Below are 25378 nucleotides of genomic sequence, written 5' to 3'. Positions count from 1 at the left end.
AGACGGGGGTTACATATTTATGACCAGATGTAAAAAGGGCCGGATGACCCGGCCCTTCAGACTGATGACAAACTTCTGACGAGAGAAGAAATATCAGACGGCTCGTTAAAAAAAACAGGAAAATCAATTCATTGATTATCGGCTGATAATCACAAAGAGGGAAAAACCACGCTTTTTTCCTCTTTGTCAGCAACCTATAAAGGGCCGGATGACCCGGCCCTTGTAAATCATTGCCTGTTACTCAGGCTGCAGCTTGCTCGGCGGCGCGGTGTGATAAACCGCATCGGCCTCGGCGAAACGCTTCTGCATGGAGGCTGACGGCGCTTTGCCCAGCAGGCTCACCGCCACAATCGCCAGGCTGGCGAAGGCAAAACCAGGGATAATTTCGTACAGCCCCAGCCAGCCAAACTGCTTCCAGACCAGAACGGTAGCCGCTCCGACGATCATGCCCACCAGTGCCCCGTTGCGGGTCATGCGTGACCATATCACAGAGAACAACACAACCGGACCGAACGCTGCGCCAAAACCGGCCCAGGCGTAGCTAACCAGGCCCAGCACGCGGTTTTCCGGGTTAGCGGCAAGGGCAATAGCCACCAGCGCCACCACCAGCACCATCATGCGCCCTACCCACACCAGCTCTTTCTGGCTCGCGCCTTTACGCAGGAATGCTTTGTACAGATCTTCGGTAATCGCGCTGGAGCACACCAGCAGCTGGCAGCTCAGCGTAGACATCACCGCGGCCAGAATCGCCGAGAGCAGCACCCCGGCAATCCACGGGTTAAACAGGATTTGTGCCAGCTCGATAAACACCCGCTCGCCGTTTTGCGTCACCGCCCCGGCTTGCTCAGGGTTGTTGTTAAAATAGGCAATGCCGAAGAAGCCCACCGCGCAGGCGCCGGCCAGGCAGAGGATCATCCAGGTCATACTGATCCGACGCGCGTTCACGATGGTGTGGTGTGAGTCTGCCGCCATAAAGCGCGCCAGAATATGTGGCTGACCGAAGTAGCCCAGGCCCCAGCCCATCAGTGAAACGATAGCGACAAAGTTCAGCCCTTTCAGCATATCGACGTTTTCGATGCTCTTCTGCTTAATCACCATCAGGGAATCATCGAGGCCGCCGACGGCAATGATCACCATTACCGGCGTCAGAATCAGCGCGAAGATCATCAGGCTTGCCTGCACGGTATCCGTCCAGCTCACCGCCAGGAATCCGCCCACGAAGGTGTAGAGGATAGTCGCCGCCGCCCCGGCCCACAGCGCCGTTTCGTAGCTCATGCCAAAGGTGCTTTCAAACAGGCGCGCCCCGGCCACGATGCCGGAAGCACAATAAATGGTGAAGAACAGCAGGATCACCAGCGCGGAGATAATACGCAGCAGGCGACTGGAGTCTTCAAAACGCCCGGTAAAGTAATCCGGCAGCGTCAGCGCATTGTTGTTCACTTCGGTGTGAACGCGCAGCCGCCCGGCCACTAATTTCCAGTTGATCCACGCCCCTAAGGTCAGGCCGATGGCGATCCAGCTTTCTGAAATACCGGAGATAAAGATCGCGCCCGGCAGCCCCATTAACAGCCAGCCGCTCATATCCGAGGCACCTGCCGACAGCGCGGTAACCACGCTCCCGAGACTGCGGCCGCCAAGAATATAATCGTCAAAGCTGCGGGTTGAACGCCAGGCGATAAAGCCGATGAGAATCATGCCAAAGATATAAACGAGGAAGGTCACCAGCATCGGTGTGCTAATTGTCATTCAGACTTCTCCATAGCTATTACGCCTGCTCTCTCTGACCAGGCTGCTTCGCGCCGGAACGAGGCGCTGTGTTGTTATCGTGATGTAATGGGGAATGCATCCTGCCGGAACCCTTTATTTTTCACAAACGATTTAACACGGCATTTACATCGTTTGCATCCGGGTTAGGCAAGCATTTTTCACCAGGTTGCACTTACTCACACTTTTAGCGGTTGCACCGTTAAAAAGTGTTAACTTCGTCAATAAATCTAGCGTTCCGCTTAGCTCTCCGTCAGACGAATTTCTTATCTCAGTGGTAACAAATCACCTTTTTTGAGAGTCCGTTATCGGCTTCGATTTAACAAGGTTGCACAAAGTTGCAACTTCATAGATATTGCTGGCTAACAAAGCACAACCCCGAATCATCATTAACCTGGAGACTGTCGTATGGGCACCACCACGATGGGCGTAAAACTGGATGAAGCGACGCGCGACCGTATTAAAGAGGCCGCCTCGCGCATTGACCGCACCCCGCACTGGCTGATTAAGCAGGCGATCTTTAATTACCTCGAGCGTCTGGAAAGCAGCGATGAGCTGCCTGAGCTTCCAGCCCTGCTGGCCGGTGCGGCCAATGAAAGTGAAGAATCCCCGGTTCAGCCTGAAGAAGTGGCGCAACCGTTCCTCGACTTTGCCGAACAGATCCTGCCCCAGTCCGTCAGCCGGGCGGCGATTACCGCCGCGTGGCGTCGCCCTGAAACCGACGCAGTCCCGATGATCCTTGAGCAGGCGCGCCTGGCCCCGGCCATCGCCGAGCAGACGCAAAAACTGGCGTACCAGCTGGCCGACAAACTGCGCAACCAGAAAACGGCTTCCGGCCGTGCGGGCATGGTTCAGAGCCTGCTGCAGGAGTTCTCCCTCTCTTCCCAGGAAGGCGTGGCGCTGATGTGCCTTGCGGAAGCGCTGCTGCGTATCCCGGATAAAGCCACCCGCGACGCGCTGATCCGCGACAAAATCAGTAACGGTAACTGGCACTCACACATTGGCCGCAGCCCGTCACTGTTCGTGAACGCCGCCACCTGGGGCCTGCTGTTTACCGGTCGCCTGGTGTCTACCCATAACGAAGCGAGCCTTTCCCGCTCCCTGAACCGCATCATCAGCAAAAGCGGCGAACCGCTGGTGCGGAAAGGTGTGGACATGGCGATGCGCCTGATGGGCGAGCAGTTCGTCACCGGTGAAACCATCGCCGAAGCGCTGGCTAACGCCCGCAAGCTGGAAGAAAAAGGTTTCCGCTATTCCTACGACATGCTGGGCGAAGCCGCACTGACCGCCGCCGACGCACAGGCCTACATGGTTTCCTACCAGCAGGCGATTCACGCCATCGGCAAAGCGTCCAACGGCCGCGGTATTTATGAAGGCCCGGGCATCTCCATCAAGCTTTCCGCCCTGCATCCGCGCTACAGCCGTGCGCAGTATGACCGCGTCATGGAAGAGCTTTACCCGCGCCTGAAGTCCCTCACGCTGCTGGCGCGCCAGTATGACGTAGGCATCAACATTGACGCCGAAGAAGCCGATCGCCTGGAGATCTCCCTCGATCTGCTGGAAAAACTGTGCTTTGAACCTGAACTCGCGGGTTGGAACGGCATCGGCTTTGTTATTCAGGCCTATCAGAAGCGCTGCCCGTTTGTGATTGATTATCTGGTTGACCTGGCGACCCGCAGCCGTCGCCGCCTGATGATTCGCCTGGTAAAAGGCGCCTACTGGGACAGCGAAATCAAACGCGCCCAGGTCGATGGCCTGGAGGGTTACCCGGTCTATACCCGCAAGGTATACACCGACATCTCCTACCTCGCCTGCGCCAAAAAACTGCTGGCCGTGCCGAACCTTATCTACCCGCAGTTTGCAACCCATAACGCCCACACGCTGGCAGCGATTTATAACCTTGCCGGGCAGAACTACTACCCAGGCCAGTACGAATTCCAGTGCCTGCACGGCATGGGCGAGCCGCTGTATGAGCAGGTGGTGGGGAAAATTGCCGACGGCAAGCTGAATCGCCCTTGCCGCATCTACGCCCCGGTGGGTACGCACGAAACGCTGCTGGCTTACCTGGTACGTCGCCTGCTGGAAAACGGCGCCAACACCTCTTTCGTCAACCGCATTGCCGACGCAACCCTGCCGCTGGACGAGCTGGTTGCCGACCCGGTGAGCGCAGTGGAAGCCATGGCCGCCAAAGAAGGCCAGCCTGGATTACCGCATCCTAAAATCGCCCTGCCGAAAGCGCTGTATGGGGCCGAACGCACCAATTCCAGCGGCCTTGATTTGGCTAACGAACACCGCCTGGCTTCACTTTCTTCTGCCCTGCTGAACAGCGCCGCACAGAAATGGCAGGCCACGCCTGTGCTGGAACAGCCGGTTGTTGAAGGCGAATTAACGCCGGTGAAAAACCCGGCAGAGCCAACGGACGTGGTGGGCTACACCCGCGAAGCCACGAGCGAGGAGGTTTCACTCGCCCTTGAGAATGCCGTCAACCACGCGCCAATCTGGTTTGCTACCCCGCCGCAGGAACGTGCCGCTATTCTCGAACGCGCCGCGGTGATGATGGAAAGCCGCATGCAGCAGTTGATCGGCATCCTGGTACGTGAAGCAGGGAAAACCTTCAGCAACGCCATCGCCGAAGTGCGTGAGGCGGTGGACTTCCTGCACTATTACGCAGGCCAGGTACGAGACGACTTCGACAATGAAACGCACCGTCCGCTCGGCCCGGTGGTCTGTATCAGCCCGTGGAACTTCCCGCTCGCAATCTTTACCGGCCAGATTGCCGCCGCGCTTGCCGCCGGCAACAGCGTACTGGCAAAGCCCGCGGAGCAAACCCCGCTGATTGCCGCTCAGGGCGTCGCTATCCTGCTTGAGGCCGGCGTGCCTGCTGGCGTGCTACAGCTGTTGCCTGGCCGCGGTGAAACCGTCGGAGCCCAGCTCACGGGCGACCCACGCGTACGCGGCGTGATGTTCACCGGCTCAACCGAAGTGGCCTCTCTGCTGCAGCGTAATATCGCTGACCGCCTCGATCCTCAGGGGCGCCCAACGCCGCTGATTGCGGAAACCGGCGGCCTCAATGCGATGATCGTGGACTCCTCCGCGCTCACTGAACAGGTTGTAGTGGACGTGGTTTCCTCTGCGTTCGACAGCGCAGGACAACGCTGCTCCGCCCTGCGCGTACTCTGCCTGCAGGAAGACGTGGCTGACCACACGCTGCAAATGCTCCGTGGCGCCATGGCGGAATGCCGCATGGGTAACCCGGGCCGCCTTACCACCGACATCGGGCCGGTTATCGACGCCGAGGCACAGCAGAATATCGAGAAACACATCCAGGCGATGCGGGCGAAAGGCCGTACCGTATTCCAGGCCGTGCGTGAAAACAGCCTGGACGCGCGTGAATGGCAGTCCGGCACTTTTGTCGCCCCAACCCTTATTGAGCTGGAAAGCTTCGACGAGATGAAAAAAGAGGTGTTCGGTCCGGTGCTACACGTAGTGCGCTACAGCCGCAACAACCTTGAATCATTAATTAAGCAGATCAATGCGGCGGGGTATGGCCTGACGCTCGGCGTGCACACCCGTATCGACGAGACGATTGCCCAGGTCACCGGCTCCGCCCACGTCGGCAACATGTACGTTAACCGCAACATGGTCGGCGCCGTGGTCGGGGTTCAGCCGTTCGGCGGTGAAGGCCTGTCCGGTACCGGCCCTAAAGCCGGCGGCCCGCTGTATCTGTACCGCTTGCTGGCCAGCCGCCCGGAAAATGCGCTGCAAACCACCTTCAACCGCCACGATGCTGAAACCCCGGTGGATGCATCCCTGAAGAGCGACCTGCAGGTTGCCCATCAGGCGCTGAGTGAATGGGCGACCAACCGCGAAGAGCTGAAAGCCGTTTGCCAGCAGTTTGGCGAACTGGCACAAAGCGGGACGCTGCGCGTGCTGCCTGGCCCGACCGGGGAACGCAATACCTACGCTCTGCTGCCGCGGGAACGTATTCTCTGCGTCGCTGACGATGAGCGCGATGCGTTAGTGCAGCTGGCGGCGGTCACCAGCGTGGGCAGCCGTGCGCTCTGGGCGGATGACGGCCTGCACCGCGACCTGGCCAAACAGTTACCTAAAGTCGTACAGCAGCAGATTGATTTTGCGAAGCAGGAAGATCTGTTGAAGCAGCCGTTTGAGGCGGTGATTTACCACGGCGACTCCGACCAACTGCGCAAACTTTGCGAAGCCGTCGCGGCTCGCACCGGGGCGATTGTTTCCGTTCAGGGCTTCGCGCGTGGGGAAACGAATATCCTGCTCGAGCGTCTTTACGTGGAGCGTTCACTGAGCGTGAACACCGCCGCCGCTGGCGGTAACGCCAGTCTGATGACAATCGGTTAACACTCCGCTACCCTACGAAGGCTCTCATCTGAGAGCCTTTTTTTATTTGAGGACAGCTAAATGAAACGCGTGTGTTTACTTGTTGGCGGGCTACTGCTGAGCGGGGCCGCAATGGCCGATGGCTGTGATTCCGCCGCCACCCAGGCCGATATGAACCAGTGCTATGCCGCAGAGTATAAAAAGCAGGACGAGCGGCTGAACAAAACCTACAAAGAAGTGATGTCCCGGGCAACCGACAAGCAAAAAGAGCTGCTTAAAAAAGCGCAGAACGCGTGGATTGCCTTCCGCGATGCGGACTGTGATTTCATGAGTTCTGGCGCAGAACAGGGCTCGGTCTACCCTATGGTACGCGCCAACTGCCTGGCGGATAAAACGCTGGAACGTACCGAGCTGCTGAAGGGAACTCTGGAGTGCGAAGAGGGTGACGTCAGCTGCGTCCTCCCCCCGAAGTAAGCGTGATTAACGAACCCGAATCCCCTCAATAATCATCCGCTGCACGTTTTCTACCGTGCGGCGGAAGAAATCTTCGTCCTGCAGCGTATGGCCGGTGACGGCCTCAACCTGGCTGGCAAAATCCGCGTAGTGCTGAGTCGTGGCCCAGAGCATAAAAATAAGATGATGCGGATCTATCCCCGCCAGTTTGCCGCTCGCGACCCAACCCGCAATAATCGCCGACTTCTCGTCCACCAGCGCTTTCAGATCCCCCGTCAATTCGCCTTTTAGCAGTGGCGCGCCCTGCAGCATCTCCAGGCAGAACAGCTTAGAGGCCTGCGGGTGATCCCTTGAAACTTCAAGCTTGAGGCGAATGTATTCCCCAATCGCCACCAGCGGCTGCAGATCTTCCCGAAAGGCGCGCAGCGGCGCCAGCCAGATGTCGAGGATCTGCTTTAGCACCGCAATGTAGAGCGCTTCTTTGGAAGGGTAATAATAAAGCAGGTTGGTTTTAGACACCTCGGCACGCTCGGCCACCTGCTCAAGACTGGTTCCGTGAATGCCGTACTGCGAAAAAAATGCCAGCCCTGCGTCAAGAATGGCCTGCTTTTTGGCCGCGACGGCTCTTGAGCGGCGTCCAGGGGTTTTAATGTCAGTTGCGGCGGCCATGCGAGCTCTCCTTTTTTTCGCTGACCTGAAGTATAGCTCAGACGCCCTCGCCTTCGGTATCTTCCTGCCAGCCGGGCTCCGCGTTTGCCGCTTTCTTGCGCTTGAGCTTCAGCTCGCTGACCAGCACGCCGAGCACGATCAACGCCCCGCCCACCAGCGCAAGCACCGGGAGACGCTCACCCGCCATGCGGCCAAAGATCCCCGCCCAAACCGGCTCACCGGTATAAATTACCGTGGCGCGGGTCGGCGACACGCTGCGCTGCGCCCAATTCATCGTCACCTGAATGATGGCGCTGAAAATCCCGAGGCCCAGGGCAATCACCACCAGACCAGGGCTGAAATGCGGCACGCTTTCCCCGGCGGGAACCATCGCCGCAAACGACACCAGCGAAGCCGTTGCCAGCTGCACGACGGTCACGCGCTTGATATCCACTTTCCCGGCCCAGGCGCTGATCAGGATGATCTCCGCCGCAATCGCCACGGCACCGATAAGCGTAATAATTTCCCCTGCCCCCAGCGAAAGGCTGGTGCCCTCCGGCCCGGCAAGAAAAATGAGGCCAACAAACGCCAGCGCTACGCCAATCCAGGACATCAGCCCAGGCATGCGGCCAAGGCAGACCCACTGCAGAAGCGGCACAACGGGCACGTACATCGCGGTGATAAATGCGGATTTGCTGCTGGGAATCGTTTGTAGCCCCCAGGTCTGCATACTGTAGCCGATGGCAATCGCCACGCCGATCATCACTCCGGCTTTGATTTCAAGCCATGTCAGCCCGCGCAGCGATTTCAGCGACAGCAGCCCCACGGCAATGGCGGCGGTGGCAAAGCGCAGACCAACAAAGAAAAACGGGTCGCTCATCGTCATGGCGTATTGCACGGCCAGGAAGGTGCCGCCCCAAAACATAGTGATGAGGATAAGCAGCGCTTCCTGCGGCTTAACGGAGAATTTATAACGGCTTAATGGCGCAGACATTGGAGGAGACCGGAAACATGAGGGTGAAAGTCGATGTTCTATAGTGCTTCCAGTCACATTTTGTTGCAATGGGAAAATAAGAAGCTGCCCCTGAAGACGACCTTGCCTAATCGAATAGCCATTTGCCTGCCTGGGCTGATTCTGCAAGCATACGAAGTGTTAAGGGTTTGGGTTCCTCATCATCCCCTCCGCAGGTACACAGCGCGAACAAAAAGAAAGTTTCAGCGGGCCAGTACTTGTAAAAGTCAAAACCGGCAGGGTCAACATTAAATCGCTCGAAATACGCTTTCATAATATCCGCTCCCGTTTCACTCGCCCAAACATGATCGCCAGTGCTTAAACTTGTTTCGATCGTGGCGGGCCAGCATTTACCGGAGAATAAGCCCGGTCTATTAAAACGCTCACAGTACCAGGCGATTACATCATTATCGGTCACCATAACTTGTCCTTTCCCCTTGCTATGGTGTTATATTTCGTGGTTGCTTTATAGGCAATGGTTGAAACATCAGAGGCAACAATGAAGATCCCAAGAATAGGGATCCACCGCCCTGTGAATGCGCCCAAATTTGTCACATAGGCAAACTTTAATCTTTTAATACTGCCAGTGGTTAACGTGGGCAAGCGTCTGGTTTCAATATTCAGATGATGGCGTAACTGCGAACTAAGAATAGATGTTCCAGGCGTCGCGCCAATAGGCTTACCTCTCGTTGTTATCTCTGGCTGGCCTAATAAAATCAGACCAACAGTCAGAAAATCTTTCACGCCAAACTGTTCACTTGCTTGGTCGAGAAATACCCAGAACAATAATTCACCAGCAGATAGGTTAGAATAACCTCTATAAAAATACGTTCCGTTGAGTTCTTCAACTGTATCCATCAGTTTATCACCTATCCGGTTACACGCTCATTCCATGCATCAGAGTATTTGATGTTGCCGTCAAGGTAATGCCATGTAATTTTGCCGTAGCGTAGTTGAACCTGCTCAAGATGACCTGTATTTATCACCCTTTTGGTATCATGCATCATCGGGGTAACTGAGACGATCTTCACACCTTCAAGCAGCATATTGTAATACTCCACCTCCTGCCCTGCATGATTAACTCTGTACCATTTGAATTCAGCGGATCGCAGCGTCTGGCCCGTGGCAACTGCCTTGAACAAGTACGGTGATGAGCTATCAAATTCCTTTTCAAAAACTAATGCGCCATGAACACGCGTTCCCGTCAGTTTCCCTGTAGCGCCATCGGTTGGAATGTATAGGTTATGACTGAAAGACGTAATCTCTATAGAGTAATCTCGATTTTCAACATCAACTGAACCTTTAATGAGAGCACCACCATCATCTTTTAGCCACAGGTAAGCTGGTATTGCCATCCTTACAATCCCCATAGTTTCCATTGTTAATTACCGGCAAGTGTAAACATATTAGGGTGTTCAGTAAATTAGCGACTCAATTAACGCATTGAATTAAATATAAAAATAAACAAAAACCCCACTTTCACCCCAATAAAAACCGCCGGCTAACCGGCGGTTGGGGTACTTTCGGCGCGAGCGTCAATCCGCCGGGCGCTTAACAAAACAACGGCTATTTATTCTTGCTGCCGTGGCTGTTTTTACCCCCTTTCTGACCCGCTTCTGAGGCTCGCTGCGGATCGTTTTTGAAGTTACCGCCGCTATGCTGGCCACCTTTACGGCCTGCTTCTGATGCTCTTTCACGGTCTTCAGCGAAATTACCTGAACCACCACGATGGTTTGCCATTTCTAACCTCCGGATTTAGGACATCATCTTGCATTCAATAAAAGAGAACGTTTTACCACGCGGCCAGGCGGGCCTGCCGCCAACGTAACCGCGTGGGTCTAAGCTTAGTGCACCGGCGCGATTAGGCTTCTATTCAGAAATATCCAGAAACATGCCGGTGAGCTTATCGATTTATCTCCATGGCCCGCGACGATAAGCCGCTCTTATGCATGGTCAAAAAACACCCAATTAAATGTTAGCTAATGCTACAGGGTTAAAATTTCATCTGCGTTTGTGATGTATCAAGGAAAGGTCACTCAGGTTTGCACTCTGCGCCAGAGGTCATATCTTTAAAGGAGTGCAGGAAAACTGCAGTTCAACTGAGGAGTGAAGCAAGATGGCTAAAGTACTGGTGCTTTATTATTCAATGTATGGACACATCGAAACCATGGCCAAAGCCGTGGCAGAAGGTGCACAAAAAGTCGATGGGGCGGAAGTGACGATAAAGCGTGTGCTCGAAACCATGGCCCCGGAAGCCTTTGCTAAAGCCGGGGGCAAAACCCACACTGCCCCGGTCGCCACGCCGCAGGAATTGGCTGATTACGACGCTATCATCTTCGGCACGCCTACCCGTTTCGGCAATATGGCCGGGCAGATGCGTACCTTCCTCGATCAAACGGGCGGCCTTTGGGCCTCCGGCGCGCTTTACGGAAAACTGGGCAGCGTATTCAGCTCCACCGGAACCGGCGGCGGCCAGGAGCAGACCATCACCTCCACCTGGACAACGCTCGCCCACCATGGGATGGTGATTGTTCCTATCGGCTATGCGGCGCAGGAGTTGTTTGATGTTTCTCAGGTCCGCGGCGGCACGCCTTACGGTGCCACAACCATTGCCGGCGGCGACGGCTCACGGCAGCCAAGCCAGGAAGAGCTGGCAATTGCCCGCTACCAGGGAGAGCACGTCGCAGGTCTGGCGGTAAAACTGAAAGGTTAACGGAGGAGTGATGACCACACCACAAGCAAAAGCCCATCACGTTGGCGAGTGGGCAAGTCTACGCAACACCTCACCAGAAATTGCAGAAGCCATTTTTGAGCTGGCGAAATACGACGAAAAGCTGGCCGAAAAAATTTGGGAGGAAGGGAGCGACGAAGTGCTGCCGCTCGCCTTTGCTAAAACGGATAAGGACTCGCTCTTCTGGGGCGAACAGACCATCGAGCGCAAAAACGTTTAACGTTTCCCCTGCCCCTGTCGGGGCAGTTCAGGTTGCAGGAAAACCTCAGACAAGAGAGTAAACATCTGCGGGTAGCTGAACATAAACGAGGAAAATCAATTTATTGATTTTTGGCTGATGATCACACAGAGGGAAAAACCACGTTTTTCCCTCTGTGTCAGTACCACTCATCTGCCCCCTGCCGGGGGCAGACTCTGCTTACTTCACGGCTTCATTCAGCACTTCGCTAAACTTATCCCATGCACAGTAACCGTTGGCATCCGTCGGGCAGCCTTCCAGCTGCAGCGTCACGCGTTTTGGCGGGTGTTTCAGGGTTAATACATCGCCATTGCGCAGCTGTTCGGCGCTCTGATAAACGTATTCCACTTTCAGCAGGTCGCGGTTGCTGTTCTTATCGTGCCAGCGCTGGAACAGAATATTGCCGCCAATCGGGGTACGCTCATATTGCCCAGGCAGCTGATAAGGTTTGAACTGCAGCGCGGTCAGCAGAGAAGCGATGTTAGAGTCATGCCCCACCATCAGCGTCACTTTCGGCCCGGAAGCCGCCTCTTTTGAGGTTAATGCGTTCTGAATGTATTTCACCAGCGGAGCCGCGACGTTGCGGGCGACTTCCGGGGAAGTAAACAGCGTGTCCTGGTAGCTGTTTTTAAGCCGGGAAAGCACGCGCCACTGTTCCGCCGTTTTGATTTTGCCCCACGCAACCTGATCCATCGGGAAGCCTTCGTAATACTGTAGCGTGAACGCATCGACCAGAGCATTGCCCACCTTCAGCGAGCCGTTAACGCCTGGCTCCTGAGTCACATTGGCGCTAAAGACGTCTTTGGGCCCGTTCAACTCACACTGCTGCTTCTCTTTGCAGGTCGGTGAGTTTTTATAGCCGACAATGTGCTCCAGCATTTTGTAGCTGTCGGCCAGCTTATATTCAGTGCGCTGCTTTTCCATCGCCTGGACGGCTTTCGCTTTAAACTCTGGCGAGTCGTTGGTGATAACCGGGTTGAACACCGGGTCCATGGTGCCCATTTTTTCCTGATGATGAACAGGCACATCGCAGCCTGGGAAAGCCCCGGTAATGAAGAACTGCGCAGTAGCGACGGTGCGCTGGAGGCTGTTGGCGTAGGCATAAACGCTGTCCGGTGCCGGGCATTCGCCGCTGGTTACCAGGTTCTGGCTCGCCAGCCATTCACGCATGTAATGCCCCATATACACTTCCAGCACGCCACCTTTGGTGGTGAGCTGCCCGCCAGGTACATCCCACTCCGGCCATGCCTGAGCGGTAGACTGCTCAAGCACGCTGCCGTTGTTGGCCAGCGGCGCGCGCAGATTATGACGGCTCATCAGCAAGACTTGCTGCAGCTGATAGCCGTCCGGCACTGTGTCCGCTTTCGCCAGGCCTGGGGCAAGACAGGCGGCAGCCAGCAATGAGGCAACAATTTTCTTCTTCATTACTTATTCCTCAGGGAGTGATTAATAAATTGTGAAGAATATATTGTGACAGAAAAATGACAGCCGGCCTGCCCGGCGGATCGCAAAAAGCCCTATTATTCCGTTTGTTGTTTCAGCTGTGCTGCAAAGCGCTGGCGGGAGAGTTCCACATAGCGTTGTAACCCATCTCTGTCGATAAAGGCGTTGCTATCTCCCGCGGCAAGCCGGGCCTGTTTCTCCGCCAGGCCAAAGCGGTCTCCTTTGTTTGCCACAAAAATGTCCACCTTCTGCGCGGCGAGCGTGGCAAAGCTGTGGCGGATATCGTCCACCAGCGTCGGATAGTTTTTATTCGCCACCAGATAGTAGTCCGGCGTGGCGAGACTGTCGGCGTATATAAGCGTGTGCCCGTCGGGCAGCACAAACAACCATGATGTACTGCCCGGCAGGTGCCCCGGCGTCAGCAGCGCGGTCGCGGTCACACCGCCCAGCTTCAGCGTCTGGCGGTCGTGAATAATTTTATCCACGGTGACCGGCGGGAAGGGCAGCGCGTCTCCCAGCGCAAAGTCCTCTTTTCCGCCCCGCGCCATTTGGTCAGCATTCGCCCTGCTGGCAACCAGTTTCGCCCCGCTCCACTGCTTCAGTTTGGCTATGCCTCCGGCCTGATCAAGCCGGGCATGGCTATTGAGGATGAACCTCACGTCGCGGATATCAAAACCCAGAGAAGTAATATTCTCTTTGATACCACCGGCGCTGGCGTCAAGCGCGCCGTCGACGAGAATATGTCCCTCGGGTGTGGTAATCAGAATAGACGAGAGGTTTTCAGTGCCGACATACCAGACATTTTCTGCCATGCGGAATGGTTTAACCGGTTTGGCCCAGCCTTCAAAAAGCGAATAAGGCGGCGCCGCAGACAGCGGTTGCGCTGGGTTTATCGACGCAAAACTGCCGGCAGAGAAGGTCGAAATAATACAGGTAAACAACAGGCTATAACGGTTCACAGGTAGCTCCTTTTTGTCAGGAGGCGCAGTATACTGCCGGGCAATTTAGTCCGATGCAATTGAGAATGCATATCGTGAATATCCTGCAATTAGACATGAACCTGCTGAAGGTGCTGTACGTGATGTTAACCACCGGCTCAACCAGCCGAACGGCACAGAAGCTGGCTCTCAGCCCGTCCGCCGTCAGCCATGCGCTTGCTCGCCTGCGTGACGCGCTGGGGGATCCGCTCTTCCGCCGGGAGGGAAACAGCCAGCTTCCCACGCCTTACGCCCTCGGCATTAAAGAGCGTCTAATCCCGCTCTTTGTCTCTCTGAATGAAGAGTTATTTGGTGAAGAACACACTGAGGTGCGCCGCTTTCGTCTTGTCCTGCCCCCGGCGCTTAACGTATTACTCACCCCTGAACTCGCCCGCAAAGGGCATCAGGCCGGGGCCATTATTGAATGCCTGACGTTTGAGCGGCGGGCGTGGCGTGATGAACTGCTGGAAGGCAGAATAGATTTGCTGCTTGCGATCGGCGATCATCAAAAACGCGTCAGCGCCCTGCATTATGAACGCGTAGGCAGCACGCGCCTGATCGCCGTTTTCGGCCAGCCGCTCTCCTCCAGACTCAGCGGGCGGGAAACCCTGGCCTTTGACGAGCTGGCGCAATTTGAACATTTTTATTGTCATCCCTGGCCGCAGGACATTAACGAGCTTGATCGCCAGCAGGCGCGAGCCGGGCTCGAACGCCGTCTGGCATTTACCTGCAGCGACTACGGCCAGCTTGCTCCCGCCTTGCGTAACGCACCGCTGATGGCTATTGTGCCTGCCCCGTGGTTTGCTACCCTGAATGACAAGACCCAGCTTTTTACGCTGCCGCTGTCTGGCGACCAGGCTATTGGCAGCCTGTTTTTGCAGTACCGGACGTCCACCGTGGAATGGAAGCAGCGTCTGATAGACAGCCTGCGCCGCACGCTGGCCGCCTGGTACCATTGAAATTACCGCTCAGCCTCTCAGCAAAAAGTTTTATAATAGAACCTGACAAGCCCATCAGGAGGAATGATGAAACGCAAAAGCCTTGAAGACAGCGTCTGTTCGGTTGCCCGCACGCTGGACGTGATCGGCGACTGGTGGTCACTGCTTATCGTGCGCGATGCACTGAACGGCATGTCTCGCTTCGGAGAGTTTCAAAAAAACCTCGGCATCGCCAAAAATATGCTGACCGTTCGACTGAAACAGCTCGTAGATAACGGAATTTTTGAGCTTCGTCCGGCCTCTGACGGTAGCGCCTGGAGCGAGTATGTGCTGACGGAGAAAGGCCGGGCGCTGCAAACCGTGCTGGCGGCCCTTTCTCAGTGGGGCTGTGAACACCTTTATGCCAGGGATGAAACGCGCAGCGTTCTCGTCGACAACCAGCAGCATCGCCCCATCCGCAAGCTGACCCTGCAGGCCGACGATGGCCGGGAGCTGCAGCCGGGCGAAATCATCACCCAGGCCCGCACCTCCGCCTGAAAAATAAGCACTTGTTATTCAGGTGCTTACTAATTCCCTTTTTATCAATTCCTGCGCATAACGGAAAAACATCCCGCACATTGGTTGCATAATAAAACCATTGCATCTACATTTCCTGAAAGGTTTCATAATGAAACCAAATCACTGTTGTTTAATTTCTTATGAGGTGTTTTATGGCTAATTCCCGTTCTGTCGCGGTAATCACCGGCGCGTCTTCCGGTATTGGTGCTGTTTATGCCGACCGTTTCGCGGCCAGAGGTTTTGATTTGCTGTTGGTGGCCCGGCGCGAAGATCGTCTGCGCGATCTTGCCGCGAAGCTTGAAGCCCGGCACGGCATTACCGTGACCACGCTAAAAGCTGACCTGGTTAACGACCAGGATATTGCCGCCGTTGAGGCTGCCCTGAAAGATCAGCGTATTAGCGTACTGATTAACAATGCGGGTACCGCCCACAGTGCAGCTTTTACCGCCGCCAGCGTGGAACAACACCAGGCGCTTATCACGCTGAACATCACGGCGTTAACTCGCCTGAGCCATGCCGCTCTGCTTAATTTCCAGCAAAAAAACAGCGGGACATTGATCAACATATCCTCAATTCTGGCGGTACAGAGCTGGGTAGGCAGTGCGGTATACAGCGGCACAAAAGGCTATGTTCTGAACCTGACGAAAGTGCTTCAGGCCGAAGCAGCGGGTACCGGTATTCGTATTCAGGCGGTGCTGCCCGCAGCCACGGCAACGGAAATTTGGGATCGCGCAGGCGTGTCGGTGGACTCACTGCCGGAAGGCGCGGTGATGAAAGTGGAGGATTTGGTGGATTCAGCCCTGGCGGGGCTGGACAGCGGCGAAGCCATTACCATCCCGCCATTGCACGACATCCGCCTGTGGGAAACCTACGCCACAACGGCGCAGGCGATGTTTGATGCGGCAGGCGTCGGCCAGCCAGCGCCGCGCTACGTGCGTTAATTTTCCAGGGGCAGATGTCAGGCGGCATCTGCCCCGCACGCCATCATTTACTGACAGGCCACAATGTCTCGCTATAATGGGACAAATTTCTGCCAATATGATGCTGTGATGAAACTGTTTTACTATTCGGCCGCCGGCATGGTTGCTGCGCTGATTGTCCTCTGGGGAGCGTTGATCGTGGACAGCGCCAATATCCTGCAACAAATGTCTGAGCTGATGCACCACATTGAAGATCTGTTCAAGCCCCGTGAACGCTAGCGGTTAAACGCCAGCGCTTGCCCGGAAACGCCCTCGGCAACGGACTCGCCATCCCAGACGAGGCGCCCGTTCACCAACGTGCTTTCAACCACGCCCCCCTGCAAGGTGTGCCCTTCGAAGGGTGACCAGCCGCATTTGTAGGCAATATTGCTTCCCTCAACGCTGGCTCGCTTCCAGGGGTTGATCACCGCCAGATCGGCCCAGTAACCTTCCCGGATATAACCGCGATCCTTAATCTGAAAACGCTCGGCTACCGCATGGCTGGTTTTTCTGACGATAAGTTCTGGAGTAAAAATTCCTCTGGCGCACATATCAAGCAGCGCAGGCAGCGCGTGCTGCACCAGCGGCAATCCCGAAGGTGCGGAGAAATAATCATTCTGCTTTTCCGCCAGCAAATGCGGCGCATGGTCTGTCGCAATAATATCAATCACTCCGGCTTTAACCGCCTGCCATAGCGCCCTCTGGTGCGCGGCGCCCTTCACCGACGGGTTGCACTTCAGCCTGTGCCCCTGCGCCGCGTAGTCATCCTGATTAAAATAGAGATGATGAATACAGGCTTCCGCTGTGATGGTTTTTCTGCGCAGGTCTTCAAGCGTGGGAGCCGGGTCAAACAGCGCCAGCTCGTCGGCCGTGGTGATATGCAGCACATGAAGCCGCGTGCCATGCTTTTTCGCCAGCGCAACCGCCCGGGACGAAGACAGCAGGCAGGCCTCTACCGAACGAATGGCCGCGTGTTCTGCGGCTGGGATCTGCTCCCCATACCGCTTTCGCCACAGCGCCTCATTGCGTTTGATGGTCGGCGTATCTTCGCAATGCGTGGCCACCAGCCCCGGCGCATGCTGGAAAATCGCCTCCAGAATACGTTCATCATCCACCAGCATATTGCCGGTGGAGGCGCCCATAAAAACTTTTACACCACAGGCTGCCCCGGCAGGAAGCGCCTTAAGTTCCTCCAGATTGTCGTTGGTGGCGCCGAAATAGAAACTGTAATTCGCCAGCGAACATTCGGAGGCCCGCTGAAATTTGCCTTCCAGCGCCTGTCTCGTGGTGGTCGGCGGTGAAACGTTGGGCATTTCCATGTAGCTGGTGATCCCGCCCATCACCGCCGCGCGGGACTCGCTGGCTATCGTGCCCTTATGCATCAACCCCGGCTCGCGAAAATGCACCTGATCGTCAATCATGCCCGGCAGCAGCCATTTACCGCCAAGATCGAGCACGGACCACGCTGGCCGGGCCGGGATAGCCGTAGCAATCTTTTCAATTCGGCCATTCACGATCAGCAGATCGCCTTGATAACGCCGCTCTTCATTAATCACCAGCGCGTTGGTCAGTAACAGGGGTTTCATCAGTCGTTCTCTCCGGCTTAAAAAGGCTGCGCTAGCGTCGGGCAACCATCACAACAATAAACAGCCCGCCAATCCCGGCAGTAATAATGCCAATGGGCAGCTCCTGCGGCGCAACCAATACCCGGCTGGCGAGATCGCCGCCGCACAATAAACAGGCGCCGGCCAGGGCGCACAAAGGCAGCAGACTGACGTGCTTAATGGCGGAAAAATGGCGGCAAAGATGCGGCACCATCAGCCCGACAAAACCAATCACGCCGGTCAGCGCTACAAATATGGCGGTCGAAAAAGCGCAGCACAGAAAAATTTCGGTGCGCAGGCGGTTGACGTTGATACCCAGCGAAAATGCTGTGCGATCGCCCGCAAGTAGTCCATCCAGCGACCGCCATCTCAGCAGGCAAAACGCGGCTAACAGCAGCAAACCCCCGAGCGCGAACCCCAGGTTATCCCACCGCGCCAGCCCCAGGCCGCCGAGCGACCAGAACAAAACCGAGCTGGCGGTGCGCTGGTCACCGGCGAATATCAGGTAGCTGGTTAACGCGCCGAACAAAAAAGAGATCGCCAGCCCGCAAATAATCAGCGTTTCGGCGCCCCGCTCGCGTTTAAGCTGAAATAGAGACAGCACCGCCACTGAGGAAAGTAGCCCTCCGCCAAAAGCCGCCGCCGGCAGCGTCCAGGCTCCGAAGAAGTCGCCTAAGCGGGTAAAAACCAGCACGGCCCCGGCTGACGCGCCGGAAGAAAGCCCGAACAAAAAAGGATCTGCCAGTTCATTGCGCGTGGCCGTTTGCAGCAACGCGCCTACCACCGCAAGCCCCGCGCCGGTCATCAGGGCCAGCAGCGTTCTTGGTAGTCGGATGTCCAGCACTATCCCGCGAATCATCGGTGAAACGTCCGTGGCCGTGAGATGCAGCGCGCTTGTCACCTGGTGCAGGCTCAGCCGGACCGAGCCTTCCGTTAAGCTAAGTGCCGTAAACAGCATGCTGAGGCACATAGCCAGACATACCGCCCGGCCGTAACGAGAAGCTAAAAACATCACTGTACCGAGTACAGGACGTGAGCCAGCTTCTCAACCGCGGAGATATTTGCCGGGCCTGGCGTCAATTCGGCGTACTGCAGCTTCAGATAACGGTGCTGTTTAACCGCCGGGGTGAGTTTCATCAGCGGGTGGCGCTCAAGGAACTGGCGCAGCGAATCGGCGCCACCGCTGTTTTGGTAATCCAGCAGGATAATGACATCCGGCTCGGCGGCCGCCACGCTTTCCCAGGAAGTGGTGCCCCAACTGGTGTCCAGCCCTTCCATGGCATTTTTGCCGCCTGCGGCTTCGATAATGGCCTGCGGCATGGCATATTTTCCGCTGGTAAACGGCTTGTCTTCCCCGGAGTCAAAAACAAAGACTTTTAGTGGCCTTGCGCCCGGCTGTGCTTTGGGCAGGGCCGCCAGCCGCGCCTTCCAGCCATCAACAAGCTTCTGAGCAGCCTCTGCCTTACCAAATATTTTGCCAAGCGTAAGCTCATCGTTATAGAGCAGATCCAGGGTGGCTTTGGTTTTGCTTTCGCCGGAGATAGCACAGCTTTCGCTGAGCACAAAAGTTTTGATGCCGTATTTCGCAAGACTTTGGGGCGTAACATCGCCTCCCACTTTCATGCCGTAATTCCAGCCCGCAAAAAAGAAATCGGGCTCGGCGGCCAGCAGCGTTTCAAGTGAGGGATACTTGGGCGCAAGCTCGGGGATCGTCCCCATTTGCTGCTTAAATTCAGGCGTCATTTTGTACCAGCCGGAGATGCCCGTCAGGCCCACAATCTGCGGTTGCAAATGAAGGGCGAAAGCCATCTCTGACATGTTCAGGTCATTTATGACCGCACGCTTAGGCGCCGCGTTAAAGACCACGGGTTTACCGCAGCTAGTGATGGTCACCGGGAAGCCGGAGGCAAAGGCTGTAAAGGAGGTAAAGGCAAGCAAGAAGCCGGTAGCTATTTTTAACATCATAACGATCCCTGAAAATTTACTGTTGACGTGTAGGTTCAAAAAAACGGACTCGTCTGCCTTGCTGGCCGGGATGGTCGACCGTAAAGCTGTCAAGACCGAAAACGGGACGGAGGATTTCTGTTTTTAGAGCCGCATCGGGCACGTTAAAAGCCTGCTGTTGGCCCGCAGACAAAATAAGTACCTTGTCGGCAAACCCTTCGATTAAGTTAAGATCGTGTAAGACGGCAATAACCGTTGTGCCGCGAGCTTTTACCAACATCAGCAGCTCTTCCCGCGCCGCCAGATCGAGGTGGTTGGTGGGTTCATCCAACAAGAGCAAGCGGGAGGTTTGCGCCAGCGTTCGTGCCAGAATCGCCCGCTGTCTTTCCCCGCCGGACAGGCAGGCCAGCGATTTATGCCGCATCCCGAGGACGCCAACCTCTTTCATCGCCCCACAGACAATGCAGCGGTGTTCTGGCTCAGGCATATCCCGGGCAAACGGTAGCCGGCCTAAGGCAACATAATCTTCAATGGACAGACGTAGATCGGGGAGATCGTTTTGCGACATTACCGCTACGAGCTTCGCCCGCAGCAGCGAGTCCAGTTTATTCAAGGGCCGCCCCGCAAGGGTTATCTCTCCTTCGGCCTTTAGCTCCTGGCTCAGCGCCCGCAGCAGCGACGTTTTGCCGCTGCCGTTTGGCCCAATCACGCTTAGCCGCTCCCCTTTTAGCAGCTGAAAATTAATCGCCACCGGCCAGGCTGCGCCCTGCGGACGGGCAATCGCCCGCAGGGAAACGCTTAGCTCGGGTGCTGACTCGGCGGATGGAAAAGACATGCTCAGAACTCGTTGCGCAGCAGTTGGTAACCTTCCACCAGCTTGACGTTGGTGTTAGCCACCTCTTCAGAAAACTGCACTGAGGCAGGGTCAACCCGTGAGTATTGAGTTAAATCAGAGTCAGGCCCGACGCGCTCGGTGGACGGAATATACGTTTGCTGCGGCAGTGTCACCCCATCCACCACCGCGTTATAGCGAATGACGCAGCCGGTTTGTACGTGGCAGTTAAACAGCACGCTGTTAAAGCCGATAAACACTCTCTCGTCGACCCGGCAAGGGCCGTGCACGATAGCCCGGTGCGCAATGGACGTGCCGCTGCCAATGGTCACCGGCGCCCCGCTTTTCGAGTGGATAACCACGCCGTCCTGAATATTCGAATGGGAATGGATAACGATAGGATCCATGTCGCCTTCGGCGTTCAGCTCGTCGGCACGGATCACCGCATAAGGCCCGACATACACATAGTCATGAATAATGACCCGGCCACAAATTACCGCCGTGGGATCGATATACGCTTTGGGAGAGACCTGCGGCAAATGGCCTGAAGGATTTTTACGCAACATGGTGATTTCCTGTCCAGTGAATACGGGCCACCGCGTTATGCGCATGGAGGCTTTCCTGATGCTCAACGCGAAGGCTAAAAGCCTCGCTAAAAGGCGCGTCCAGCATCGCCTTGTTCAAACGGCGAGCGGCGTCTTCGCAAAACATCAAATTCTGTCCGTTTGCCCAGGCGAAAGCCTGTTCGTCGCCGCGCTTAACCACCGTCTGCACCGCCGTCCCAAGCGTGGCCTCACCGAGGTCAATAAGCGCCAGAAACGGCAGCGTGGCAACATCCGGCTTCAGCTGAGAGCTGATCCACGCCCAGCTTCTCTGACTGTGGGGCGTCCCCGGCATGCCCTTCTCGCCCAGCCAGGCCATCATTTCTTCGACGGACACGCCATCGTGCCGCGAGCCAAAATCCCGCAGAAACTGCTGCTGAGCGAGATTGCGGCTAAGCGCCGCCGATGCCGGACAGGTGGATGAATACGGGATCCCCACCCGGATCGTGACGGCAAAAGATTTCCCACACTCCGCCAGGATACTGATGGGATAAGCTTTCCAGCCAAAGTGGTTTGAGATTAAAGATTTGCGCGACAGCAGCAGCTCGCCGGTAATTTCGACGCTGGCGCGGTCGCTGCTGCGCTGGTGCGAAACCAAAAATTCACCCAGCAAGTGGCGCAATACCGCAGGCGTAATTTCGCCCTGGGTTAGCTCGTCCAGCAGCAGATAGATCCGGGACATATGAATGCCCTTTTCGGCTTCCGGAGAACTGAGCAGATTGATCCCGGCGTTCACTTTCGCCGTCATCGGTCGGCCAGCCACCTCCACCGGAAGATCAATCTTTTCCATGCCGACCCACGACAGGGCCGTATCGAATTCGTGGCTTCTAAGGGACTGAATATCAGGCAGCGTTTTAGGGCATAGCATTGGGGTGACCGTCATATAGCGCATCGTCTTCTCGTTAATTTGTAACGTTATAACATAACAATATTGAATGATGCAAAGCGACGTTTCTACTGCAAAGCGAAACCGTCCAGTCACAGGAGAAAACTCGGTGAAAAACCACTGATTTGCTCGATATATCTTATAACCCGGCAAGTGTTGCCCGTGTGTTCACACAATGATAGCATCATGTAAACAGCCATTTAGACGGCTAGACACTTAAACTAAAAAGCATTGAGGAATACCCTATGTGGCAAGAAAGACTCGCGCAGTTGGTCACCACCTGTCATTGGATTGGCGCCAAAGGCTGGGCCCCGGCAACCGGCGGTAATATGTCCATTCGCCAGGATGCCGAGTGGTGCTGGCTGAGTGAATCCGGGCGCGACAAAGGCAGCCTGACCAGCGAGGATTTCCTGCAGGTAGACATTGCCACTAATCAGGCGCCTTCGGGGCGAAAACCTTCTGCCGAAACCGGGCTGCATACTCTGGTTTATCGCCTTTTCCCCGAAGCAAACGTCGTACTTCACGTCCACACCGTGAACGCCACCGTCCTGTCGCGGATTGAGAAAGGCCCGGCGCTGAACATCAGCGGCTATGAAATGCAAAAAACCCTTACCGGCCAGCAGACGCATCTCAACACGGTGCCGATTGCCATCTTTGATAACGATCAGGACATCGACGCGCTGGCAAAGCGCATTGAACGTTATGCCGAACAGATTCCACTTAACTATGGTTTCCTGCTCCGCGGCCACGGTCTGACCTGCTGGGGCAAAGACGTAGCCGAAGCGCGCCGCCAGCTTGAAGGGCTGGAATTCCTGTTTGAATGCGAAATGCAGCGCCGCCTGTACGAGCGTGATTAACCCGCCATTTTCCTGTGTCTGTTCGATAGCGTGAGGCTTGAGGTATGGAGTATTTCCTGGGTATTGATATCGGCACGTCGAGGGTCAAAGCCGTGCTGTTTGACAGCAATTTCCATGCGGTAGCCAGCGCCGCGGAAAACACCTCTCCCACGCTCTCCCCACAGGGCTATGCCGAACAGGATATGGAGCAGCTCTGGCAGTCCGTTGTACGGACGCTGCGGGAAGTGGCCGACAGCCCTGCATTACAACAGGGCAAACTCAAAGCAATAGGTCTGGCGGGCCAGGGGGAAGGCGTTTGGCTCAGCGACAAAAACGGCGAGCCGGTGGGCCCGGGCATACTCTGGAGCGACACCCGCAGCCGGACGCTGATGGACGAACTTCTGCAGTCACCGGGCCTGGATAAAGCCCTGTTCGATGAAACCGGATCTCAGCTACAGCCCTGTAACACCAGCCTTCAGCTATGCTGGCTGAAGCGGAATCAGCCCGAACGCCTCGCCGCCGCCGACTATATCTTCTTCGCCAAAGACTGGATTCGCTTTCGCCTGACGCAGGTCGCCGCCCTTGAGCTGACCGACACCAGCGCTTCGCTGCTGAACCAGTCGAGCGGTGAGATTTCTGATTTCGCCCTTCAGGCTCTGGGTATCGATGACCTGAAAACACGTTTTCCGCCCTTACTTCGACCTGACGCACAGGCCGGGAGCTTAAGCGAAGCCGCCGCGCGGCTTTGCGGCCTGCCGCCAGCGACGCCCGTTGCCGCGGGCGCACTCGACGTCTGCAGCGCGGCGCTGGGCTGCGGCGCGATCCACGATGGGGATATTTATACCATTCTCGGCACCACCTGCTGCACCGGCGTAGTTTGCCACGGGCGCGAAACCGTCAGCAGCGGCACCCGCTTTGTCACCCATACCGAACAGGGCAGCTTTATTAACCTGTTCCCTATGCAGGCTGGCACGCCAAACATCGACTGGCTGCAGCAGCACATTTCCCTGACGCCGGATCTTGTTGCGCTGGAGAAAGAGATTGCCGCTATCCCCCCGGGCAGCGGGGGCGTTTTCTGGCAGCCTTATCTGAATGGCGAACGCGCCCCGTTCTACAGCCCCACTGCCCGCGCCGGGTTCTTTGGCGTGGACCAGCATACTTCCCGCGCGACGCTTCAGCGCGCCGTTTTTGAGGGGCTGGCCTATGCGATTGTGGATTCTCTGACGGGCTATGCCAGCGAGGGCGATCTCTACCTTACCGGCGGCGGGGCAGCCTCCGCGACCTGGCTGCAAATTATCGCCGACTGTACGGGGCGAACCGTCATCGCCAGCCACTTTAATGAGCTCAGCGCCCGAGGCGCGGCGCTGCTTGCCGCCCGCAGCGTGGGCGCGCTGGAACGCTATCCGACTCTCGAACAAACCCGCTATCTGCCCCAACCTCAGGCCCATGCTGCCTACCGGGCGTTGTTCCCGGTATTCCGCCTGCTGCGTGAACAACTCCAGCCGGTATGGCAGGCCCGGCATCAGGCCTTACAACGTCTTTCTCAGGATAATGCACAATGAAAATCGTCTTTACCGCCGAGTATGCAGGCAGCCTTGAACCTTTTAGCCAACTGGGCGAGCTGATTATCGAAGGCTGGGCCATCGGTAAACCCAAGCTTAAGGCCTCACAGATTATCGATCTCGCCCATGACGCCGAGGTGATTGTCACCAGCTATGACGACATCACCGAAGAAGTGATCCACAGCTGCCCTAAGCTGAAAGTGATTGCCTGCACCCGCGCTAACCCGGTCAACATTGATGTTCAGGCCGCGCGGGCTCGTAACATCACCGTACTTTATACGCCAGGACGCAACGCAGATGCCGCCGCCGAGCTCACTCTGGGCCTGATGCTAGGCCTGATGCGCCACATCCCACAGTCCCATGCCGCCCTGAAGCGCGGAGCATTTACCCGCGAAAGCCAAAGCGAGCAGCAAACCCAGTCCGGCCTGCGCAAAGATGTGGTCTGGGACGTTAGCCCGGAAAGCCCTTATGAAGTGTTCAAAGGCGGCGAACTACGCAATAAAACGCTGGGGCTGATTGGCTACGGCAATATTGGGCGACGCGTGGCACGTATTGCCCGCGCTTTCGGGATGAATATTTTGGTAGTAGATCCGTTTGTCGCCGCCGAAGATATCGACGAGCCGGGCTTGCATAAAACCACGCTGGAAGCGTTGTTCCGCGAGTCAGATATTGTCAGCCTGCACTTAAGCAGCGGCCCGCACAGCGATGGTCTGGTCAGTGCGCCGCTGCTGCAAAGCATGAAGCCGGGCGCGAAGCTTATCAACACTTCCCGTGCTTCGGTGGTTGTGGAGGCCGATCTTATCGATGCCTTACGCCATGGGCCACTCGGCGGCGCGGCGCTGGACGTTTACCACCAGGAACCGCTGTGGCGCGATCATCCGTTTATCAGCGAGCTGGATAACGTCATTATTACGCCGCACATCGCCGGAGCGACCCGGGAAAGCATCCAGAAACACACCGCAATGATCGCCGCCGATCTCCAGCGGTTTGTTGCCGGAGAGCCGCTGCTGTACGCCTGGCGCTAAGACAGAAAAACGGCCC

Annotated in this window: 25 protein-coding genes; 10 read left to right on the top strand and 15 right to left on the bottom strand. The window is 56.4% G+C overall.

The window, feature by feature from the left end; translation table 11 throughout:
* Positions 1-237 precede the first annotated feature (237 nt).
* Entirely contained in the window at positions 238-1746 is a 1509-nt protein-coding gene (locus tag VW41_07700) for a proline:sodium symporter PutP (protein ID AJZ88918.1), read from the bottom strand.
* A gap of 426 nt (positions 1747-2172) precedes the next feature.
* Between VW41_07700 and putA the strand changes: the two genes are divergently transcribed.
* Together putA and VW41_07690 are read left to right on the top strand one after the other, a co-directional pair.
* On the top strand, positions 2173-6135 hold the full coding sequence (putA, locus tag VW41_07695; protein ID AJZ88917.1) for a transcriptional regulator: 3963 nt from the start codon (positions 2173-2175) through the stop codon (positions 6133-6135).
* A gap of 60 nt (positions 6136-6195) precedes the next feature.
* Positions 6196-6588, top strand: a complete 393-nt coding sequence (locus VW41_07690; GenBank protein AJZ88916.1) for a hypothetical protein — start codon at positions 6196-6198, stop codon at positions 6586-6588.
* A gap of 6 nt (positions 6589-6594) precedes the next feature.
* Here the strand turns inward: VW41_07690 and VW41_07685 are convergent, their stop codons facing one another.
* The 6 genes from VW41_07685 to VW41_07660 form a co-directional block, all read right to left on the bottom strand.
* Positions 6595-7236 (bottom strand): transcriptional regulator, encoded by a 642-nt coding sequence (locus VW41_07685; GenBank protein AJZ88915.1) that lies wholly within the window; start codon positions 7234-7236, stop codon positions 6595-6597.
* 37 nt (positions 7237-7273) lie between these two features.
* Entirely contained in the window at positions 7274-8209 is a 936-nt protein-coding gene (locus tag VW41_07680; protein AJZ88914.1) for a membrane protein, read from the bottom strand.
* Between the two features lie 106 nt (positions 8210-8315).
* A complete protein-coding gene (locus VW41_07675; GenBank protein AJZ88913.1) occupies positions 8316-8648 on the bottom strand; it encodes a hypothetical protein in 333 nt (110 codons plus the stop codon).
* Entirely contained in the window at positions 8642-9085 is a 444-nt protein-coding gene (locus VW41_07670; protein ID AJZ88912.1) for a membrane protein, read from the bottom strand. The genes VW41_07675 and VW41_07670 overlap by 7 nt, the downstream gene beginning before the upstream one ends.
* Before the next feature lie 11 nt (positions 9086-9096).
* Positions 9097-9582, bottom strand: a complete 486-nt coding sequence (locus VW41_07665; protein AJZ91900.1) for an Hcp family T6SS protein CtsH1 — start codon at positions 9580-9582, stop codon at positions 9097-9099.
* A gap of 211 nt (positions 9583-9793) precedes the next feature.
* Positions 9794-9967, bottom strand: a complete 174-nt coding sequence (locus VW41_07660; GenBank protein AJZ88911.1) for a stress-induced protein — start codon at positions 9965-9967, stop codon at positions 9794-9796.
* Positions 9968-10343: 376 nt separating this feature from the next.
* On the opposite strand from VW41_07660, the gene VW41_07655 reads away from it, so the two are divergent.
* Both VW41_07655 and VW41_07650 read left to right on the top strand, forming a co-directional pair.
* The gene (locus tag VW41_07655) at positions 10344-10940 is read left to right on the top strand and encodes an NAD(P)H:quinone oxidoreductase (protein ID AJZ88910.1); all 597 of its coding nucleotides are present in this window, start codon (positions 10344-10346) and stop codon (positions 10938-10940) included.
* Positions 10941-10950: 10 nt separating this feature from the next.
* Positions 10951-11178 carry a hypothetical protein gene (locus tag VW41_07650; protein ID AJZ88909.1) on the top strand — a complete coding sequence of 76 codons (228 nt, stop codon included), beginning with the start codon at positions 10951-10953 and terminating at the stop codon, positions 11176-11178.
* A 198-nt stretch (positions 11179-11376) separates the two neighbouring features.
* Here the strand turns inward: VW41_07650 and VW41_07645 are convergent, their stop codons facing one another.
* Both VW41_07645 and VW41_07640 read right to left on the bottom strand, forming a co-directional pair.
* On the bottom strand, positions 11377-12621 hold the full coding sequence (locus tag VW41_07645; GenBank protein ID AJZ88908.1) for a glucose-1-phosphatase: 1245 nt from the start codon (positions 12619-12621) through the stop codon (positions 11377-11379).
* Positions 12622-12716: 95 nt separating this feature from the next.
* Positions 12717-13598 carry a Zn-dependent hydrolase gene (locus VW41_07640; GenBank protein AJZ88907.1) on the bottom strand — a complete coding sequence of 294 codons (882 nt, stop codon included), beginning with the start codon at positions 13596-13598 and terminating at the stop codon, positions 12717-12719.
* 74 nt (positions 13599-13672) lie between these two features.
* Between VW41_07640 and VW41_07635 the strand changes: the two genes are divergently transcribed.
* The 3 genes from VW41_07635 (at position 13673) to VW41_07625 (ending at position 16053) form a co-directional block, all read left to right on the top strand.
* The gene (locus tag VW41_07635; GenBank protein ID AJZ91899.1) at positions 13673-14575 is read left to right on the top strand and encodes a LysR family transcriptional regulator; all 903 of its coding nucleotides are present in this window, start codon (positions 13673-13675) and stop codon (positions 14573-14575) included.
* 66 nt (positions 14576-14641) lie between these two features.
* Complete coding sequence (locus VW41_07630; GenBank protein AJZ88906.1) at positions 14642-15091, top strand: HxlR family transcriptional regulator; 450 nt, start codon at positions 14642-14644, stop codon at positions 15089-15091.
* 173 nt (positions 15092-15264) lie between these two features.
* On the top strand, positions 15265-16053 hold the full coding sequence (locus VW41_07625; GenBank protein ID AJZ88905.1) for an AraC family transcriptional regulator: 789 nt from the start codon (positions 15265-15267) through the stop codon (positions 16051-16053).
* A 254-nt stretch (positions 16054-16307) separates the two neighbouring features.
* Here VW41_07625 and VW41_07620 read toward each other — a convergent pair whose 3' ends face one another.
* From VW41_07620 to VW41_07595, 6 genes are read right to left on the bottom strand one after another with little or no spacing between them, the layout of a single operon-like run.
* Positions 16308-17657, bottom strand: coding sequence for a dihydroorotase (locus VW41_07620; protein AJZ88904.1), 1350 nt, complete (start codon positions 17655-17657; stop codon positions 16308-16310).
* A 31-nt stretch (positions 17658-17688) separates the two neighbouring features.
* Positions 17689-18645: an ABC transporter permease gene (locus VW41_07615; GenBank protein ID AJZ91898.1), complete on the bottom strand. Its 957-nt coding sequence runs from the start codon at positions 18643-18645 to the stop codon at positions 17689-17691.
* Positions 18646-18686: 41 nt separating this feature from the next.
* On the bottom strand, positions 18687-19637 hold the full coding sequence (locus tag VW41_07610; GenBank protein ID AJZ91897.1) for an ABC transporter substrate-binding protein: 951 nt from the start codon (positions 19635-19637) through the stop codon (positions 18687-18689).
* Between the two features lie 19 nt (positions 19638-19656).
* Positions 19657-20454 carry an ABC transporter gene (locus tag VW41_07605; GenBank protein ID AJZ88903.1) on the bottom strand — a complete coding sequence of 266 codons (798 nt, stop codon included), beginning with the start codon at positions 20452-20454 and terminating at the stop codon, positions 19657-19659.
* Positions 20455-20456: 2 nt separating this feature from the next.
* Entirely contained in the window at positions 20457-21017 is a 561-nt protein-coding gene (locus VW41_07600; protein AJZ88902.1) for a carbonate dehydratase, read from the bottom strand.
* Positions 21007-21945, bottom strand: coding sequence for a GTP cyclohydrolase (locus tag VW41_07595; GenBank protein ID AJZ88901.1), 939 nt, complete (start codon positions 21943-21945; stop codon positions 21007-21009). Before VW41_07595 ends, VW41_07600 begins: the two co-directional genes overlap by 11 nt.
* A 239-nt stretch (positions 21946-22184) precedes the next feature.
* Here VW41_07595 and VW41_07590 point away from each other — a divergent pair, with 239 nt between their 5' ends.
* The 3 genes from VW41_07590 to VW41_07580 are packed head-to-tail and all read left to right on the top strand — an operon-like array spanning position 22185 to position 25362.
* A complete protein-coding gene (locus tag VW41_07590; GenBank protein ID AJZ88900.1) occupies positions 22185-22796 on the top strand; it encodes a methylthioribulose-1-phosphate dehydratase in 612 nt (203 codons plus the stop codon).
* A gap of 44 nt (positions 22797-22840) precedes the next feature.
* Positions 22841-24337 carry a carbohydrate kinase gene (locus tag VW41_07585; protein AJZ88899.1) on the top strand — a complete coding sequence of 499 codons (1497 nt, stop codon included), beginning with the start codon at positions 22841-22843 and terminating at the stop codon, positions 24335-24337.
* Positions 24334-25362: a dihydrofolate reductase gene (locus tag VW41_07580; GenBank protein AJZ88898.1), complete on the top strand. Its 1029-nt coding sequence runs from the start codon at positions 24334-24336 to the stop codon at positions 25360-25362. Before VW41_07585 ends, VW41_07580 begins: the two co-directional genes overlap by 4 nt.
* Positions 25363-25378 lie beyond the last annotated feature (16 nt).

It is taken from the genome of Klebsiella michiganensis (assembly GCA_000963575.1).
In the GTDB taxonomy this organism is placed as follows: domain Bacteria; phylum Pseudomonadota; class Gammaproteobacteria; order Enterobacterales; family Enterobacteriaceae; genus Cedecea; species Cedecea michiganensis_A.
The sequence above is the reverse complement of the archived record's forward strand: the minus strand, read 5'-3'. Positions and strand labels throughout refer to the sequence as shown.